Origin of the sequence: Microbacterium sp. LWH13-1.2 (assembly GCF_038397735.1) — a bacterium.
GTDB lineage: Bacteria > Actinomycetota > Actinomycetes > Actinomycetales > Microbacteriaceae > Microbacterium.
In genome coordinates, this window is sequence record NZ_CP151635.1 from 248,413 (window position 1) to 265,412 (window position 17,000).

General features: G+C 68.2%; 16 protein-coding genes. 12 read left to right on the forward strand and 4 right to left on the reverse strand.

Features of this window, described 5'->3' with window-relative positions:
• The first annotated feature begins 98 nt into the window (after positions 1-98).
• Genes MRBLWH13_RS01045 through MRBLWH13_RS01055 form a run of 3 tightly spaced genes read left to right on the forward strand, consistent with a single transcriptional unit; the run spans position 99 to position 3,045 of the window.
• A complete protein-coding gene (locus MRBLWH13_RS01045; RefSeq protein WP_341956500.1) occupies positions 99-1,229 on the forward strand; it encodes a Gfo/Idh/MocA family oxidoreductase in 1,131 nt (376 codons plus the stop codon).
• Complete coding sequence (locus MRBLWH13_RS01050; protein ID WP_341956501.1) at positions 1,226-1,987, forward strand: cupin domain-containing protein; 762 nt, start codon at positions 1,226-1,228, stop codon at positions 1,985-1,987. Before MRBLWH13_RS01045 ends, MRBLWH13_RS01050 begins: the two co-directional genes overlap by 4 nt.
• A complete protein-coding gene (locus MRBLWH13_RS01055) occupies positions 1,984-3,045 on the forward strand; it encodes a Gfo/Idh/MocA family oxidoreductase (protein WP_341956502.1) in 1,062 nt (353 codons plus the stop codon). The genes MRBLWH13_RS01050 and MRBLWH13_RS01055 overlap by 4 nt, the downstream gene beginning before the upstream one ends.
• Positions 3,046-3,141: 96 nt before the next feature.
• Here the strand turns inward: MRBLWH13_RS01055 and xylB are convergent, their stop codons facing one another.
• Both xylB and xylA read right to left on the reverse strand, forming a co-directional pair.
• Positions 3,142-4,428 carry a xylulokinase gene (xylB, locus tag MRBLWH13_RS01060; RefSeq protein ID WP_341956503.1) on the reverse strand — a complete coding sequence of 429 codons (1,287 nt, stop codon included), beginning with the start codon at positions 4,426-4,428 and terminating at the stop codon, positions 3,142-3,144.
• Between the two features lie 5 nt (positions 4,429-4,433).
• Positions 4,434-5,621 carry a xylose isomerase gene (gene xylA, locus MRBLWH13_RS01065; protein ID WP_341956504.1) on the reverse strand — a complete coding sequence of 396 codons (1,188 nt, stop codon included), beginning with the start codon at positions 5,619-5,621 and terminating at the stop codon, positions 4,434-4,436.
• An 86-nt stretch (positions 5,622-5,707) separates the two neighbouring features.
• On the opposite strand from xylA, the gene MRBLWH13_RS01070 reads away from it, so the two are divergent.
• The 3 genes from MRBLWH13_RS01070 (at position 5,708) to MRBLWH13_RS01080 (ending at position 8,566) form a co-directional block, all read left to right on the forward strand.
• Positions 5,708-6,877, forward strand: coding sequence for an ROK family transcriptional regulator (locus MRBLWH13_RS01070; protein ID WP_341956505.1), 1,170 nt, complete (start codon positions 5,708-5,710; stop codon positions 6,875-6,877).
• Between the two features lie 85 nt (positions 6,878-6,962).
• Complete coding sequence (locus tag MRBLWH13_RS01075; RefSeq protein WP_341956506.1) at positions 6,963-7,826, forward strand: AraC family transcriptional regulator; 864 nt, start codon at positions 6,963-6,965, stop codon at positions 7,824-7,826.
• Between the two features lie 107 nt (positions 7,827-7,933).
• On the forward strand, positions 7,934-8,566 hold the full coding sequence (locus tag MRBLWH13_RS01080; RefSeq protein ID WP_341956507.1) for a GyrI-like domain-containing protein: 633 nt from the start codon (positions 7,934-7,936) through the stop codon (positions 8,564-8,566).
• Between the two features lie 61 nt (positions 8,567-8,627).
• On the opposite strand, the gene MRBLWH13_RS01085 is transcribed toward MRBLWH13_RS01080, so the two are convergent.
• Positions 8,628-9,020, reverse strand: coding sequence for a nuclear transport factor 2 family protein (locus MRBLWH13_RS01085; protein WP_341956508.1), 393 nt, complete (start codon positions 9,018-9,020; stop codon positions 8,628-8,630).
• Between MRBLWH13_RS01085 and MRBLWH13_RS01090 the strand changes: the two genes are divergently transcribed.
• Entirely contained in the window at positions 9,004-9,543 is a 540-nt protein-coding gene (locus tag MRBLWH13_RS01090) for a helix-turn-helix domain-containing protein (protein WP_341956509.1), read from the forward strand. The two genes, MRBLWH13_RS01085 and MRBLWH13_RS01090, sit on opposite strands and share 17 nt — an antisense overlap.
• Positions 9,540-10,337, forward strand: coding sequence for a DUF1206 domain-containing protein (locus MRBLWH13_RS01095; RefSeq protein ID WP_341956510.1), 798 nt, complete (start codon positions 9,540-9,542; stop codon positions 10,335-10,337). The genes MRBLWH13_RS01090 and MRBLWH13_RS01095 overlap by 4 nt, the downstream gene beginning before the upstream one ends.
• 9 nt (positions 10,338-10,346) lie before the next feature.
• On the opposite strand, the gene MRBLWH13_RS01100 is transcribed toward MRBLWH13_RS01095, so the two are convergent.
• Positions 10,347-10,994, reverse strand: a complete 648-nt coding sequence (locus MRBLWH13_RS01100) for a LysE family translocator (protein ID WP_341956511.1) — start codon at positions 10,992-10,994, stop codon at positions 10,347-10,349.
• 212 nt (positions 10,995-11,206) lie between these two features.
• Between MRBLWH13_RS01100 and MRBLWH13_RS01105 the strand changes: the two genes are divergently transcribed.
• The 4 genes from MRBLWH13_RS01105 (at position 11,207) to MRBLWH13_RS01120 (ending at position 16,978) form a co-directional block, all read left to right on the forward strand.
• Positions 11,207-13,729 carry a SpaA isopeptide-forming pilin-related protein gene (locus MRBLWH13_RS01105; RefSeq protein ID WP_341956512.1) on the forward strand — a complete coding sequence of 841 codons (2,523 nt, stop codon included), beginning with the start codon at positions 11,207-11,209 and terminating at the stop codon, positions 13,727-13,729.
• Positions 13,730-13,794: 65 nt separating this feature from the next.
• A complete protein-coding gene (locus tag MRBLWH13_RS01110; protein WP_341956513.1) occupies positions 13,795-15,276 on the forward strand; it encodes a SpaH/EbpB family LPXTG-anchored major pilin in 1,482 nt (493 codons plus the stop codon).
• Positions 15,277-15,389: 113 nt separating this feature from the next.
• Complete coding sequence (locus tag MRBLWH13_RS01115; protein WP_341956514.1) at positions 15,390-16,382, forward strand: class C sortase; 993 nt, start codon at positions 15,390-15,392, stop codon at positions 16,380-16,382.
• The gene (locus tag MRBLWH13_RS01120) at positions 16,379-16,978 is read left to right on the forward strand and encodes a hypothetical protein (protein WP_341956515.1); all 600 of its coding nucleotides are present in this window, start codon (positions 16,379-16,381) and stop codon (positions 16,976-16,978) included. Before MRBLWH13_RS01115 ends, MRBLWH13_RS01120 begins: the two co-directional genes overlap by 4 nt.
• Positions 16,979-17,000: the final 22 nt, after the last annotated feature.

Below are 17,000 nucleotides of genomic sequence, written 5' to 3' on the forward strand. Positions count from 1 at the left end.
CATCCGTCCTTTCGGGGCTTGACGTGACCGGTGTCCCTTTCGATAGTATCTACTACGTCTTAGTAATACGTAGTAACACCTCATCGAGGAGGCAGTGGATGCTCAGGATCGGAATCATCGGCACCGGCGGGATCGCCGACGCGCACATCGACGGATACCTTGCGTTCCCTGGCGAGTGCGAGATCGTGGCGCTCGCCGACGTGATCCCGGGCAAGGCGGCGCAGAAGGCGGAGGCCTTCGATCTGACAGACATCGCGACGTTCGACGATCCGCTCGAGATGATCGCCTCCGGTCTGGCTGACATCGTCAGCATCGCGACCCCGCCGTCGACGCACGCGTCCCTCGCGATCGCGGCTCTCGATGCCGGCATCCACGTGCTGGTCGAGAAGCCCATGGCCCCGTCGCTCGAAGAGTGCGACGCGATGCTCGCGGCGCAGGAGCGCTCTGGCACGGTGCTCTCGGTCGTCGCCCAGAACCGATTCCGCGACGATCTCGCGACCCTCAAGGATGTCGTCGACTCCGGGCTGCTCGGATCGATCTCGCACGTGCGCGTCGACTCGGCGTCGTGGCGGGGTCTGCCGTACTACGACCTCTGGTGGCGTGGCACGTGGGAGAAGGAGGGCGGCGGATGCACTCTGAATCACGCCATCCACCACATCGACCTGCTGCTGTGGCTGCTGGGCAGTCCGACCGAGATCACCGCGATGCTCGCCAATGCGCAGCACGACAACGCCGAGGTCGAAGACCTCTCGGTCGCTATCTTCCGCTACGACCGGGGCCTCGCCCAGCTGACCAGCTCGGTGGTCCACCACGGGCAGGAGCAGGCGATCGTCATCCAGGGGGCGAATGCCCGGGTGTCTCAGCCGTTCTCGGTCGCAGCCGAGCGCCCCCGCGCGGACGGATTCCCGGAGGATGAAGGAGATGTCGACGTGGTGGCGCGGATCGAGGCGCTCGTCGCCGAGCGCACACCTCTCGCCCACCTCGGTCACGAAGGTCAGATCGGTGATCTGCTCGGCGCGATCCGCGACGGGAGGCCGCCCGTCGCCGGCGGCCTCGACGGGCGCAATGCGGTCGAGGTCGTCACGGCGATCTACAAGGCGGGCTTCGAGCATCAGTTCGTATCCCTGCCGATCGCGGCTTCCGATTCGTACTACCGAGCCGGCCAGCTCGTCGCGAACGCCCCGCACTTCTTCGAGAAGACGACCTCGTTGATCGCAGCGGCATCGTGACCGCATCCTCCTTCCCCGGCGGCACGTCGCTGTCGCATCTCGACGTCTATGCGGATGCGGCTCCCGACGGCATCTGCGGCGGGAGCCCGCATATGCACCTCGTCTCGACCGAGGCGTACGTGGTGATCTCGGGTCGGGGCGCGCTGCAGACGATCGACGCAGAGGGCTTCCGTGAGACCGCCCTGTCGGCGGGATCGGTCGTGTGGTTCACCCCGGGAACCATCCATCGCGCCGTGAACAGTGGCGACCTTCGGGTCGTCGTTCTGATGAGCAATGCAGGGCTGCCAGAGGCGGGGGATGCCGTGATGACCTTCCCGGCAGAGGTCGTGGCGGATCCGGCTGCGTACGCGGAGGCCGCCTCGCTCGGCGGAGGCGACGACGGACGAGCCGAGCGTGCGTCCGCACGTCGGGACCTGGCCGTGACCGGATTCGAGGCTCTGCGGGATGCGGTCGTCGCCGGCGATCGTGCTGCTCTCGAGGCCTTCCATGCCGCCGCGGGTGCGCTGGTGCGCGACCGCGCCTCGGCATGGGGCGATCTCGTGCGCGAGCGCCCGTTGGCCCAGGCCGAGCAGTCGCTTGCGCTCGCCGAAGCGGTGGCATCCGGTTCGGTCTCGCACCTCGCCGACGCCCGCGTTCATCAGGCCGTACCCTCGGTGGGGGATCGCGGCTTCGGCATGTGCGGACGCCTGCGCACCTATGACGTCACGGATGTCGACGTCGCTGATGACGACGTGACCGATGAGGAGAACGACCGATGACCCGCACCTACACCTTCGATCCGCTGCCTGAGCCGGTCGTCGGCCCCGATGAATTCGTGTTCGCCGCGGTGGGGCTCGACCATGGCCACATCTTCGGAATGGTCGAGCAGCTCATCGACGCGGGCGCCACTCTGTCGCTCGTCTACGACCCCGACCCGGCGAAGGTCGCGGACTTCATCGAGCGGTTCCCGCGGGCACGGGCCGCCGCGAGCGAGCAGGAGGTGCTCGATGACCCCGCGGTGCAGCTCATCGCCAGCGCCTCGATCGCGAATCAGCGGGCGCCTCTCGGCGTGCGGGTGCTGGATGCCGGGAAGGACTTCTTCGCCGACAAGCCCGCGATCACGACGATCGCTGACCTCACGGCCGCGCGTGACGCTGTCGAACGCACCGGACGGAAGTTCGCCGTCTACTACGGCGAGCGGGTGCACTCCGAGGCGGCGATCCTCGCCGGCCAGTTGATCGATCAGGGCGCGATCGGCACCGTGCTGCAGGTCGCCTCGTTCGGTCCTCATCGCATCGGCGCCGGGCGTCCCGACTGGTTCTACGATCCCGAGCAGTACGGCGGCATCATCTGCGACATCGGCAGCCACAACTTCGAGCAGATGCTGTACTACACGGGCGCGACCGACGGAGAGGTGGTCAGCTCGACGGTCGCCAACTACGCGCATCCCGAGACCCCCGGACTGCAGGACTTCGGAGACGCGCATGTCGTGCTCGACAACGGCACGACAGGGTACGTGCGTGTGGACTGGTTCACCCCGGCGGGTCTCGACGTCTTCGGCGACGGCCGCACGGTGCTTCTCGGCACCGACGGCTACATCGAGCTGCGCAAGTACGCCGACATCACGACCGACAACGGCGGAGGGCAGGTGCTGCTCGTCAATCAGGACGGTCAGTTCCGCTTCGATGCGACCGGCAAGACGGGGTTCCCGTTCTTCGGTCAGCTGATCCGCGACTGCCTCGACCGCACCGAGTTCGCGATGACGCAGGAGCACGCGTTCGCTGCGGCAGAGTTGAGCATCATCGCCCAGCGGGATGCTCGGGTGCTCGCCGGCTGACGGCATCCGTCCTCCGGCATCGGCCTGCCGCCGCCCGGCAGGGGTTGATCGCGGTGCGGAGGCGCAGTTCTCCTCCGGGGGTGAGCGCTCGCTGCTTCAGGAGACCAGCTGTGCGGCCTGGCGCGCGGCACCCAGGGCGACGTACTCACCGGGCTCGGGCACGTCGACCGCCAGGCCGAGGATCCCCGGCGCGATGCGACGCACGGCCTCGGACTGTGCGCCACCGCCGATCAGCAGTGCCCGTTCGAGCGGGATGCCGAGCTCGCGCAGCGCGTCGAGCCCCGCGCCGAGTCCTCGGAGCATCCCTTCGACCGCAGCCCGGGCGAGGTTCTCCCTGGTCGTCGAGGCGAGTGTCATACCGCTGAGGGATGCCGTGGCATCCGGCAGATTCGGAGTGCGCTCGCCCTCGAAGTAGGGGAGCAGGGTCAGGCCTCCCGCGCCCGGATCCGCGCGCAGCGCCAAGTCGCTGAACTCGCCGTGGGTGACCCCGAGAAGCGCCGCGGTGACGTCGACGACCCGAGCCGCGTTCAGCGTCGCCACGAGCGGTAGGAAGTTGCCCGAGGCGTCGGCGAAGCCGGCCACGGTGCCGCTCGGGTCGCTGATGGAGGTCGCGCTGACGGCGCAGACGGTGCCCGACGTGCCGATAGACACCACGACGTCGCCAGGTGCGGCACCCAATCCGAGCGCTGCGGCGGCGTTGTCTCCCGCTCCCGCGCCCACGCGCCGCCCATCGGCATCCGTCACCGATTCGTCGTGAGCGAGCACGCGCGGCAGGATCGCGTCGTGCCCGAGAGCTGCCACGAGCAGTTCGCGGTCGTACTCGCCCGTCGCAGGATTCCAGTATCCGGTGCCTGACGCGTCAGATCGGTCGGTGACGAGCTCGTCGAGCACGGGGTTGTCGGGACCGAAGCCTCGCAGCCGCCAGGTGAGCCAGTCGTGCGGCAGCGCGACCGCCGCCACCCGCGCCGCGTTCTCGGGCTCGTGGTCGCGCAGCCACCGCAGCTTCGTGACCGTGAACGATGCCACGGGTACGAGACCGGTGCGGGTGGCGAGTGCGGATGCGCCGAACTCGTCGATCAGATCCCGGGCGGCACGCGACGAGCGGGTGTCGTTCCACAGCAGCGCGTCGCGGATCACGGCCCCGGACTCGTCGAGGGCGACCATGCCGTGCTGCTGACCGCCGATCGACCATGCGGCGATGTCGTCGAGAGATCCTGCCTCCGCGATCGCCGAGTTCAGCGCACGCCACCAGGCCTCGGGGTCGACCGACGTCCCCTCGGGGTGGGACGCGCGACCGGAGCGGACGACCGCGCCGGTCGACGTGTCGACGACCACGACCTTGCAGGACTGGGTCGACGAATCGACCCCGAGAACGAGCGGCATGACGATCAGCGGGCGCCGAGCAGGTGCTCGGTCGCGAGCTGCTGCAGTCGGACGAAGCCGAAGCCCTTGCCGCCGAAGTAGGAGTTCGCGTCGAAGTCCTCGTAGGCCGAGCGGTCGGCGAGGAAGTCGTCGTAGCTCTCTCCGGGGTTCAGGGTCGGGGTCGAGAGCTCGTCGACGCGGGCTGCCGCGAGAGCCTCCTGCACCTCGGGGTCGGCGCGGAATGCGGCCGCGCGCTCCTTGAGCAGCAGGTAGGTGCGCATGTTGGCCGCAGCCGACTCCCACACGCCCTTCTCGTCTTCCGTGCGGCTCGGCTTGTAGTCGAAGTGACGGGGGCCGTCGTAGGCCGGGACGCCGCCGGGGCCGCCGTTCTCGAGCAGGTCGACGAGCGAGAAGGCGTTGTGCAGGTCGCCGTGACCGAAGACGAGGTCCTGGTCGTACTTGATGCCGCGCTGACCGTTGAGGTCGATGTGGAAGAGCTTGCCGTGGAAGAGTGCCTGCGCGATGCCGGCGGTGAAGTTCAGTCCGGCCATCTGCTCGTGCCCCACCTCGGGGTTCACGCCGACGAGTTCGGGGCGCTCGAGCGAGTCGATGAAGGCGATCGCGTGGCCGAGCGTCGGCAGCAGGATGTCTCCGCGCGGCTCGTTGGGCTTCGGCTCGATCGCGAAGCGGATGTCGTAGCCCTTGTTGGTCACGTAGTCGCCGAGCAGGTTCACGGCCTCGCGGTAGCGCTCGAGCGCCTGGCGGATGTCCTTCGCGGAGTCGTACTCGGCGCCCTCGCGGCCACCCCACATCACGAAGGTCTTGGCGCCGAGCTCAGCGCCGAGGTCGAGCTGGCGGAACACCTTGCGCAGGGCATAGCGGCGCACGTCGCGGTCGTTCGAGGTGAAGCCGCCGTCCTTGAAGATCGGAGCGCTGAACAGGTTCGTGGTGACCATCGGCACGGCCAGGCCGGTGTCGGCGAGAGCGCCCTTCAGGCGATCGATCTGCGTCTGGCGCTCGGCGTCGGTCGAGCCGAAGGCGAACAGGTCGTCGTCGTGGAAGGTCAGACCGTAGGCCCCGAGCTCGGCGAGCTTCTCGACGGCGTGCACCACGTCGAGTGCCGGGCGGGTCGGGCCGCCGAACGGGTCGGCTCCGTTGTAGCCCACGGTCCACAGGCCGAAGGAGAACTTGTCGTCACGGGTGGGGGTGGTCATGGCTGCTCCTGTGCAGGTCATCGAATAAGTTGTGCTTCACAACATATCTCATGACAGGAGGCGCGTCCACCCCCTACAGTGAAGGGATGCCGTCGCAGTCGAGCCCCGCGTTGGGTACCCGCCCACACAATCTCTCCCTGATCCTGCGGCTCGTGCACGAGAACGGCGCCCAGTCGAGAGCAGCTCTCACCGAGGCGACCGGGCTCAACCGGTCGACGATCGCCGATCTCGTCGCCGAGCTGGTCAGGCGGGGTCTCGTCGATGAGCAGGTTCCCGATCTGCCGGGCCGGGTGGGGCGCCCGTCGCCCGTCGTGACGGCTTCTGCGGACGTCGTCGCGATCGCCGTGAACCCCGAGGTGGATGCGATCGAGATGGCCGCCGTCGGTCTCGACCGGAGCATCCTGGTTCGCGAGCGACTTCCGAACGAGGGGCTGCCGACGCCCGAGGGAGTGGCCGAGACGATCCGGGCGTGCGTCGACGCCTGGCGCGCGGGGCCGCTCCGAGCAGCGCGGATCGAGGCGGTGGGAGTCGCCGTACCGGGCCTGGTGCGGACGTCGGACGGGGTCGTCCGCAACGCCCCTCACCTGGAGTGGACCGATGTGCCGTTCGCCGATCTCGTGCGGTCGGCGACAGGTGCGCCGGCCTTCGTGGACAACGACGCCACCCTCGGGGCGATCGCAGAGCATCGCTACGGAGCAGGTCGGGGGATCGACGACATCGTCTATCTGAACGGCGGCGCCTCCGGAATCGGTGGTGGCCTGATCATCCACGGTCGAGCGGTCGCGGGTGCGGGCGGCTACGCGGGGGAGTTCGGACAGAACCGCCCGCGCATCTCGGCGGACGGCGACCGCCGCACCGGCGACGGCGTCCTCGAGGCCGAGGTGAGCAGGCGGCTGCTGCTCGACGCGGTGGGTCTGGAAGCCGCTGACGACGAGACGCTCGACTCCGCGCTCGCATCGTCGGAGTCGCCGTCGGTGGCCGACGAGATCACGCGACAGGCTCATGTGCTCGCGAGCGCGCTGGCCAACGCCGTCAACGTGCTCAATCCGACCCTCGTCGTGCTGGGAGGGTTCCTCGCGACGATCGCCGATCTGCGCTCAGAGCAGGTCGCCGCAGACGTCGGCGCGCTCGCGATGTCGGAGAGCGTCGAGGGCCTCGAGATCCGCCCGGCCGCCCTCGGTGCCGATCGGCTGCTGATCGGAGCCGCGGAGCTGGCTTTCGCCGGGTTGCTGGCCGATCCGGGGGAGCGAGCCTGACGCATCGCGAGCTGATCGCATCCGATCCGGATGATCGGGTGGCACGGTCCCGCTCAGCGGACGATGGTGGGGAAAGGAGGGCCTCATGATCGGAACGCTCAACGCGCTGGTCGAGCTCGTGGAGAGCGATTCGCGCTTGGACCTCGACGTCGCCGGGTTCGCCCGGACTCACGGCACGACCGAGTACCACCTCCGCCGGATGTTCTCGGCGCTGGCGGGCATGCCTCTGTCGGAATACATCCGTCGACGCCGCATGACTCTGGCCGGTGCCGAGCTCGCGGCGGGCGCCACGAACGTGCTCGAGGTCGCGGTGCGACACGGCTACGGCTCATCCGAGGCGTTCGGCCGTGCATTCCGTGCCGTGCACGGCATCGGCCCCGTCGATGCGCGCCGGGATGGGGGTCCTCTCCGCACACAACCCACGCTCCGGTTCCGCCTGAGCGTCGAAGGGAGCACCCCGATGGACGTCACCATCACCACCATGCCCGAGCTCGTGCTCGTAGGTCACGCGGCGCGAATCCCGCTCATCCATGAGGGAGTCAACCCGCACATCCAGGCGCACATCGCGGCGATCGCGCCGGAGGAGCACATCCGGCTCAAGCAGGTGAGCGACCGGGAGCCCACGGGGATCCTCGCGATCACGGACGACATCGCACCGGACGCCCCCGAAGGCACAGAGCTGACCTACCTGCACGGGGTCTCCCTGGATCCGGATGCACCGATACCCGACGATCTCGACACAATCCGCGTGGAGGCGGGTTCGTGGGCGGTCTTCGCCGCCACCGGCCCGTTCCCCGAGACCCTGCAGAACCTCTGGGCCGCGACGGCCAGCGACTGGTTCCCGTCGAATCCGTGGAGGCTGCGGCCGGGGCCGTCGATCGTCCGATACCTCGAGTTCACCGGCACGCATGCGTCGTGCGAACTCTGGTTGGCGGTCGAGCAGGACTGATCGCGATCGGATGGGCAGGCATCTGAGCTTCGCCCATCCGATGTCACCCGTCCGTGCGACACTGTCGCCACGGCGGGAGGCAGTGTCGGGCAGCGAGAGGAACGACGATGGCGATCGACCCGAAGAAGACGCTGGACGCGTACAGGGCGAAACGGGGCGAGTTCCGCATCCTCGAGGTGCCGGCGATGCAGTACCTGATGATCGACGGAGCGGGCGATCCCAACACGGCCCCGGCGTATGCGGATGCCGTCTCGGCGCTCTTCCCGCTGGCGTACACGCTCAAGTTCGAGAGCAGGAAGACTCTCGGCGTCGACACCGTCGTGATGCCGCTGGAAGGACTCTGGTACGCGCCTGACATGGAGTCGTTCACCTCGCGGCGAGACAAGTCGGCGTGGCTGTGGACGCTGATGATCATGGTGCCGGCCCACGTCACGCCCGAGATGTTCGCCGACGCCGTCGAAATGGTCGAGCAGAAGGCGTCGAAGAAGAAGCAGGAGAATCCGTCACTGCGCTCGGTGCGCCTCGAGACCCTCGACGAGGGACTCTGCGTGCAGACCCTGCACGTCGGCTCCTATGACGACGAGGCCCCCGTGCTCGACGACCTTCACCATCGCTTCATCCCCGACAGGGGCCTGCGCATGACGGGACTGCACCACGAGGTCTACCTCAGCGACGTCCGACGGGTCGAGCCGGCGAGACTCCGCACGATCCTCCGTCAACCGGTCGAACGCGTGAGCTGACCCTCGGGTGCAGGCGGGGGCCGGAGCCCCGCCGAAACGGACGCCCGGCCCCGCGTGCGTCTCAGGCGTGTCCCCAGAAGGCGTCCTCCGCCTGCTGGTCCTCACTGATCAGCCAGACCTCTGCGATCCTGCCGTCCGCCACGCGGAACACGTCGACGCCGTGCTGCTCGAGATCCGCGCGTCCCTCGCGCACGGCACGGAAGCGCACCGTCGCCGACACGAGGGCGCCACTCTCGGTCGCCGACTCGGTCTCGAGCGCGAAGGAGCCGCCGCTCAGCTCCATGAAGCGCCCGAGATGCGCGATGATCGCGTCTGGGCCCACCTTGTCGCCCGACACCTGACTGCGGCCGGGCTGGTGCCAGACGGCATCCGCGGCGAACGTCGCCGCCAACGCCTGCATGTCTCCCGCGGCCATGGCCGCGCCGTACTGTCCTACGATGTCGATCGCCGACATGATGTCCTCCTCGATGTCTCGGTACTCTGAGGACCCAGCGTCTCCTCCCGAGCGTGGTCACTTCAACGTCACCGGAAAGGATGCCGAGCGGATGAGCCCCGAATGGACCGTGTTCTCGTCGAGCTGCCCGTCGAGGGCGTCGCTGGCCCGCGTGGCCAACAAATGGACCGCGATGATCGTGATCCTGCTGCACGAGCAGCCTCTGCGGTTCGGCGAGCTGCACCGCAAGGTCGAGGGGATAACGAAGAAGGTCCTGGTCGACACGCTTCGCGCGCTCGAACGCGACGGCATGCTCGTGCGCTCCGTGGACGACGACGGACACGGACGCTACCGTCTGACTGCGCTCGGGCGCACGCTGCACGAACCTCTGCAGGCTCTGCAGGTCTGGGCGGAATCGCATGTCGAGGAGGTTCTCGACGCCCAGGATCGCTATGACGACGAGGCAGACCGACGACTGCTCGGCGAGAGCCAGGACCGGGACCCCTCCGCAGACTCCCGGCTCGGCGATATCCTGCACGGATGACCTCCCCGAAGGACGCCGCGCGAACGGCGCAGCGCTCCGATGCCTTCCGCCGCGTGGCACGGACGGGCTTCGTCATGGTCGGAGCGGTGCACATCATCATCGGAGCCATAGCGATCTCGATCGCGTCAGGTGGCGGAGGGGATGCCGACCAGGACGGCGCCATGGAGCAGATCCGCTCCACTCCGATCGGGGGGCTGCTGCTCGCCGCGGTCGCCGCAGCACTGATCGCGCTGGCGATCTGGCAGGTCGCGAGCGGGATGCTCGCGTCGGGCGAGGAACCGCGCAAGTGGGGGCAGCGGGTGAAGCTGATCGGGATCGCCGCGGCGTACCTGGTGATCGCCGGGCTCGCCCTGGTCTTCGCGTTCGGCGGGACGGTCGAGTCCGAGAAGACCTCGCAGATCCTCAGCGCCGTGGTGCTGTCTGCTCCCGGCGGTGTGGTGCTGCTCGTGGTCCTGGGGCTCAGCGTGGTCGGGGTGGGTGTCGGGTTCATCGTCATCGGGTTCACGCGCGGATTCGAGAAGACCATGGACGTGCCGACGGGCTCCGCCCGACCGGGCATCGTCGCCCTCGGGATCGCGGGCTACATCGCCAAGGGCATCGCGGTCGCGGTCACAGGCGCGCTGTTCGTGGTGGCGGCGTGGACGCAGGACCCGGAGAAGGCAGCGGGCCTCGATGCCGCGCTGCGCAGTCTCACAGACCTGCCGTTCGGACGGGCCATCCTCTGGCTGGTCGGAGCGGGCCTCGCGATCTACGGCGTCTTCTCGATGGTCCGCGCGCGCTACGCCCGGATGTGATTGCGGGCGTCAGGCGCTCGAGGGCTTCTCGCTCCACACCAGCAGGAACACACCGAGACCGATCATGAGGCCTCCGCCCGTCGCGCTCATCGCCTCGATGCGACGCGGTGAGCGACCGAACCACTCCCTGGCAGCGCTCGCGAGCAGCACCCAGACCGCGTCGCACGCGACTCCGATCGCGACGACGATCACCCCGAGCACCAAGAGCTGCATCGGCACCGATCCTGAGTGAAGATCGACGAACTGCGGCAGGATCGCCAGGAAGAAAGCGATGGATTTGGGGTTCGTGACACCGACGACGAAGCCCTCGCCGAGCAGTCGCAGACCTGAGCGACCGGCCACGGCACCCGTCATCGCGTCCGCCGCGTCCTTGCGGTGTCTGATCGCCTGGATCCCCAGGAACACGAGGTAGCCGGCGCCGAGCACCTTGACGATCGTGAAGAGCACGACCGACTGCGCCACCACGGTGCCGACTCCCAGTGCGACGCCGACGACGAGCAGGACCGATCCGATGGCGGTGCCCAGGATGCTCAGAAAGCCGCCGACCCTGCCCAGGGCCATGGCCCTGCCGATCGTGAAGAGCACGGTCGGCCCGGGGATCACGACCATGATGAACGCCGCGACGACGAAGGTCAGGAGGGTGTCGGCGCTGAACATGGTGCGAGCCTAGGGCAGCTCTGCGGAATCCGATCAGAAAGTTTTCGCGAGACCGTCATAAAAGCTCCTCGCGGAGGTCTGGGTATGTGATGGGCAGCCTTTCCAGGCTGCACGTCACAGGGGAATACACACACGCACTTCTGGGGACAGGCTCACGCCGTCGTTCGGCCGCACGCGGCCGGCGCTCGGGGTACGCCAGGACGGGGACACCTATGAGCGTTCGCTCACACCACCGCTCGACGGGGCGCTCTGCGCGCGCCGCGGTCGAGCCGCGCCCACGCGCGCTCGTTCGACTGCTCGGCGTGCTCGCCGTCGCAGGCGTGCTCGTCGCCGGCGGAACGCTGGCCCCGAACTCCGGCCTCACCGCTGCGGCCACCGTTCCCGGCACGCCGGGCGCACCGCAGGCGGGAACGCCGGTCTACACGGAGAACTTCTCGAACCAGAACGCGTCGCTCGCGGCGCTTCCGATCACCTCGTACGTCGGCGGAACGGCCGCGGCCAACAGCACTTACACCGCCGACCTCCAGTGGACGCCGGCGGGGCAGCAGTGCAACGGCTGGATCCTCAACTCGTCGACCCCGATCCCCGTACTCGACACAGGATGCCTCAACAACCAGCCGGACGGATGGGCGCAGCTCCGCGACATGGCCGTCGCGCTCGGCATGGCGCAAGGACAGACTGCCGCCCAGGCCCTTTCGAACCAGGTGCTGTCCGAGTACACCAACCGCGCCAACGGCACCATCGCCGCGGGAACGCAGTTCCGCACCGTGAACACGATCCCAGCGACCGCCGGACACTACTACGCGGTATCCGCGTACTTCGCTGCGACGAGCTGCCCTGCCGCAGGCGGAGCCAACCAGCCGAGGGAGACCTTCTCGCTCATCGTGAACGGTTCGCCGATCGTGCTGAGCTCAGGTCTCAACCCGTGCACGAACAACACCGACTGGGGCCCGCAGGTGGCGAAGCTGCAATCCGCCGCCTACCAGATCCCCGTCGGAACCACCGCGAACCTCGGTCTGTCGCTGTACAACGCGACGGCGAGCGGCTCGGGCAACGACGCCGCATTCGACTTGCCGCAGATCGTCGATGTCACGCCGCAGCTCGACAAGGCGTTCAGCCCGACCGTGATCCTGAACGGCGCGACGTCGAAGATGACCCTGACCGTCACGAACACCACCGATCTGATGGCCAAGAACGACTGGTTCATCACCGACGCGCTGCCGGCGAACCTGAAGATCGCCGCGGTGCCCAACGTCGGCGGCACCTGCACCAGCACGGCGGGAGCGCCGTACGCCGTGACGGCGCCGGCCGGTGGGACGACGGTCGGCATCACCGGTGGTGACCTGGCTCAGGGGGCGGCGTCGTGCACGATCACGGTCGACGTGACCTCGACCGTGAACGGCGCCTACATCAACGGTCCCGCCAACATCACCACGAACCTCAACCCGCCGGCCAACGCCTCGCTCGAGGTCATCCAGCCGTCGATCGACCTGATCAAGCGCATCACCGCCGTGAATGGAGTCGCCGTGACCGGTGACACCGACCCGGACAAGGTGTTCACCAAGGTGGGCGATGTCATCACGTACTCCTTCGTGGCGACCAACACGACGCCCAAGGCGCCGACCAATACGACGCTCAACACGAGCCTCAGCAATGTGCGCATCACCGAAGACGCCTTCTCCGGCGCCGGTGACATGACGGCGCTGTCGTGCGTGCCACCTCAGGGGTCCACGCTCGCCAGCGGTGCCACGATGACCTGCACGGCCACCTACGTGGTGCAGCAGGCCGACCTCGACAACGCGCCGCTGACGAACGTCGCCAGGGCGACCGGAACTCCGACGGTCGGGCCGAACGTCACCGACTCGGACGACGAGATCATCCCCGCCGGCTGGACGCCGAAGATCGTGCTCGACAAGACGGCATCCGTCGTCGACGTCGATCAGGATGGCGTTACCGGGCTCGGCGACCACATCATGTACGCGTTCGACGTCACCAACACCGGCAACGTCACCGTGGCGAACATCACCGTGGTCGACGACCGACTGACCCAGCGGAGCATCACCGTCACGTGCACGCCCACCACGATCGCACCGACTCAGATCGCGCACTGCGTCGCGAACGCTCCCTATGTCGTGACCCCGGCGGACGTGGACGCGAAGAAGGTCATCAACACGGCGTACTCGACGGGCACAGACCCCGACGGCGGGCTGGTGCGCTCGAACGAGGACAGCACCGAGACGCCGATCGAGCCGTTCCGGATCCCGCTGCAGATCGAGAAGGTCGGAGAGTCGGACGCCGACGCCTGGGTGCGCATGGACGGATCATCGTTCGCAGTGCTCGAAGACGTCGCGGGTGAGCCGGGGGCGGCGCTGCCGTTCACGATCGGCGACGTCGAGACCGGCCTGTTCCAGATCGACAGCATCCCCGCCGGCACCTACTGGCTGAGCGAGCTGACAGCGCCCGACGGGTTCAGCCTGCTGGCCGCCCCGGTGAAGTTCACCATCGACCCCGACCGCACCGTGAGCATCACAGCCGGGGGAGGTGAGGCCGTGACCGCGGCCGGGCAGATCATCACGGTGCACGACGTGCCCGCGATGGAGCTTCCGACCACCGGAGGGACGGGCGCGCTGCCCTACATACTCGCCGGCTCTCTGATCGTGCTCGGCGCGGGGGGATTCGCCCTCTGGATCCGTCGCCGCAGCGCACGCGCCGATACCGAAGACCTGCAGATCTGATCTGCATCAGCTCACCACCATCCGAAGACCTCCAGGGCGACCTGGATTACCGAGAGAGAGACACAGTGAACAACGAGAACAACAGGCGCGGTTCCCGCGTCGCAGCGGGTCTGCTGGCCGCAGGCGTCGCCGCGCTGACCCTCGCTGCACCTGCGAGTGCCGCGACTCCGAACCTCGTCGACCCGGATGCTGTCGGCTCGCTGACGATCCACAAGTTCGAGGCGCCCGAGACGCCGACCGGCCTGCCGAACGACGGCACCGAGCAGAACGTCGCTTTGGCACCGCTCCCGGGCGTCGGCTTCACGGTCTACAAGGTCGACACCATCGACCTCACCAGCAACCAGGGCTGGATCGACGCCAACGACCTCGCAGACCTCGACCCCGACAGCGTCGCCGACATCACGGCCGCCGGCTACACCGCCAGCGCCGTCGGCGGGCAGACGCTGACCGACGCCAACGGCGAGATCGCTCTCGCGAACCTCGACCTCGGTCTGTACTTCGTCGTCGAGACCGCACCGCTGAGCGGATCGACCGCGGTCGCACCGTTCCTCGTCACCGTGCCGCTCACCGACCCCGCCGATGACAGCACCTGGCTGTACGACGTGCACGTCTACCCGAAGAACGCTCTCACCGAGGCCACCAAGACGGTCGAGGACTCGGAGGACGTCAAGCTCGGCGACGATATCGACTTCACGATCACGACCGACATCCCGAACGTCGCCGTCATCGACGGCTACAAGGTCGTCGACACGCTCGACGCCAAGCTCGACTACGTCGGCGCCGCTGTGACGCTCCTCGACGGCACCGCTCTCGCCACGACCGACTACACGGTCGTCCTGGACGCCACCACCAACACGGTCACGGTGGAGTTCACCGCATCCGGCCTCGCAGTGCTCGCCGCACACCCGGCCACGCAGGTGCAGGTCGTTCTCACGGCTACGGTCAACACGGTCGGCGAGATCGCCAACACCGCTGTGCTCTACCCGAACCTCGCCTCGTACACGGTCGCTCCGGGCGAGCCCGGCGGCCCCACCGTCACCCCTGAGGTCGTCACCAAGTGGGGCGACATCACGGTCGAGAAGACCGACAAGACCGGCGCCCCGCTCACCGGCGCCGTGTTCTCGGTGTACCCCACCGAGCAGGACGCGATCGACGGCATCAACGCCATCGCGCTCGACGGAGCGACCGAGTTCGCCGTGGCCGCCGACGGAACCGTGACCATCTCGGGTCTGCGCTACTCCGACTGGGCCGACAACGCCGCTGTCGCTGCGGGCGAAGACGGCTACCAGACCTACTGGCTCGCTGAGATGGTCGCACCCGACGGGTACGAGCTGCTGGCCGCACCGATCGAGTTCACCGTGACCGAGGCCACCTCGGCCGCGGGCATCGACCTCGAGGTCGTCAACGTCCCCTCGAACGCCGGGTTCAAGCTGCCGCTGACCGGTGGCGCCGGAACCACTCTGTTCCTGGCCGGCGGCGTCCTGCTGCTCGGTGGAGCAGCGCTCCTCGCCATCCGCAGCCGTCGCAAGGCCGGTAGCGAGGCGTAACACGAAGACCGGCCGTGCGGGGGAGGTGTTGAGGTCCCTTCCCCCGCACGGCCCATTCGCCTTGACTCCGGCTCCGTTCAGATCCTGACCGACACCCACTCAGAGAGATCCGCATGACGCTCATCGACGCATCCGCTCCGGATGCCCGCACGACACCGACCACGCGGGTCCCCGCGCGGCGTGCGCGCTGGGGATGGAGCCAGACGATCGTCATGCTCATCGCGACCGTCGGAATCGTGGTGCTGATCTACCCGACTGCCGCGTCCTGGTTCTCGGCGTGGAGCCACGACACCGAGGTCGACGGATACGTCCAGTCGATCGAACAGATTCCCGACGACGCGATCACCGACATGCTCGCGGATGCCGAGGCCTACAACGCGAACCTGCCGACCGGGCCGTTGCGTGATCCGTACGCGCTCGGAGCCGACGGGCAGCAGACGGCCATCGGCGACGGTGCCGCCGCGTACTTCGACACCCTCAGCCCCGAAGGCACCGACGCGATGGCGCGCGTGCGCATCCCGAAGATCGATGTCGACCTGCCGATCTTCCACGGCACGAGCGAAGAGACGCTCTCACGCGGCGTGGGCCACCTCTACGGCTCGTCGCTCCCCGTCGGGGGCCCCGGGACGCACTCGGTGCTCACCGGGCACAACGGCTTCGTCCAGGCGACGCTGTTCGACGACATCGACGAACTGGTCGAGGGCGACGTCATCGTCGTCACCACGCTGGGAGAAGACCTGTACTACGAAGTCGATCAGATCACGACAGTGCTGCCCGATGACACCGAGGCGCTGCGCCAGGTGCCCGACAAGGACTACATCACCCTCGTGACGTGCACGCCTACCGGCGTCAACACGCATCGCCTTCTGGTGCGGGCGGAGCGCATCGAGGCACCGTCCGACGACACGTCCATCGTCACGATCGACGATGCGACGGGCCCCGCGGGCCTGCCGTGGTGGGCGCTGCTCGTCGTCGCTGTTCCGGTGCTCACATTCATCGTCGTCACGCCACGGCGATCTCGCGACCGCCGCCGCCGATCACCGCGCTCCAGCGATCGCGGAGGATCTCGGCGGAGAACCCACGTCGAGCGGACGCCCGCGTCATGACGGCCGGGATCGAAGATCTCCGCACCGATGACGGCATCCGACCCGATGCGGGCTCCGAGCAGCACCCCGTGACCCGACGCCGACATCGGGTGGGGCTGCTGGGCTGCAGCATCGTGCTGGTCGGGCTCGGCGTGGCCTTTCTCGCCGCGTCGACGTTCGCCCCTGAGATGGTCGACAAGGTGACCGGCGACGTCAAGGTCGCCGTGCAGAGACAGTTGCACCAGATCGTCGCGCCCGGCGAGCTGCCGGTGATCAGACTCGGGGCCGAAGGCGGCATGGTCGAGCTCGACCACTGCGACGGCACCTTCACCGAGATGGTCAGCTATCGCGTCGATGCGGTCCTGCCTCTGTTCGCGGCTCACAACAACTGCGGAGGCGACGTCATCCTGGGCTGGGACATCGGTCAACGGGTCACGGTGGCGGGCTCCGACGTCGTCTATGAGGTCGTCGAAGAGCGACACACGCCGAAGTGGTCGAACGTCGAAGAGCTCGTCGGCATGTCCGGCGAATTCATGGTGCAGACCTGCTTCTACGGCGAGAACAAGATGCGCTTCCTCGCGCTCGCGCCGGTGGAATCCCCGCAGAACGCCGGTTGATGCGCTCCCTGAGCGTCGATCC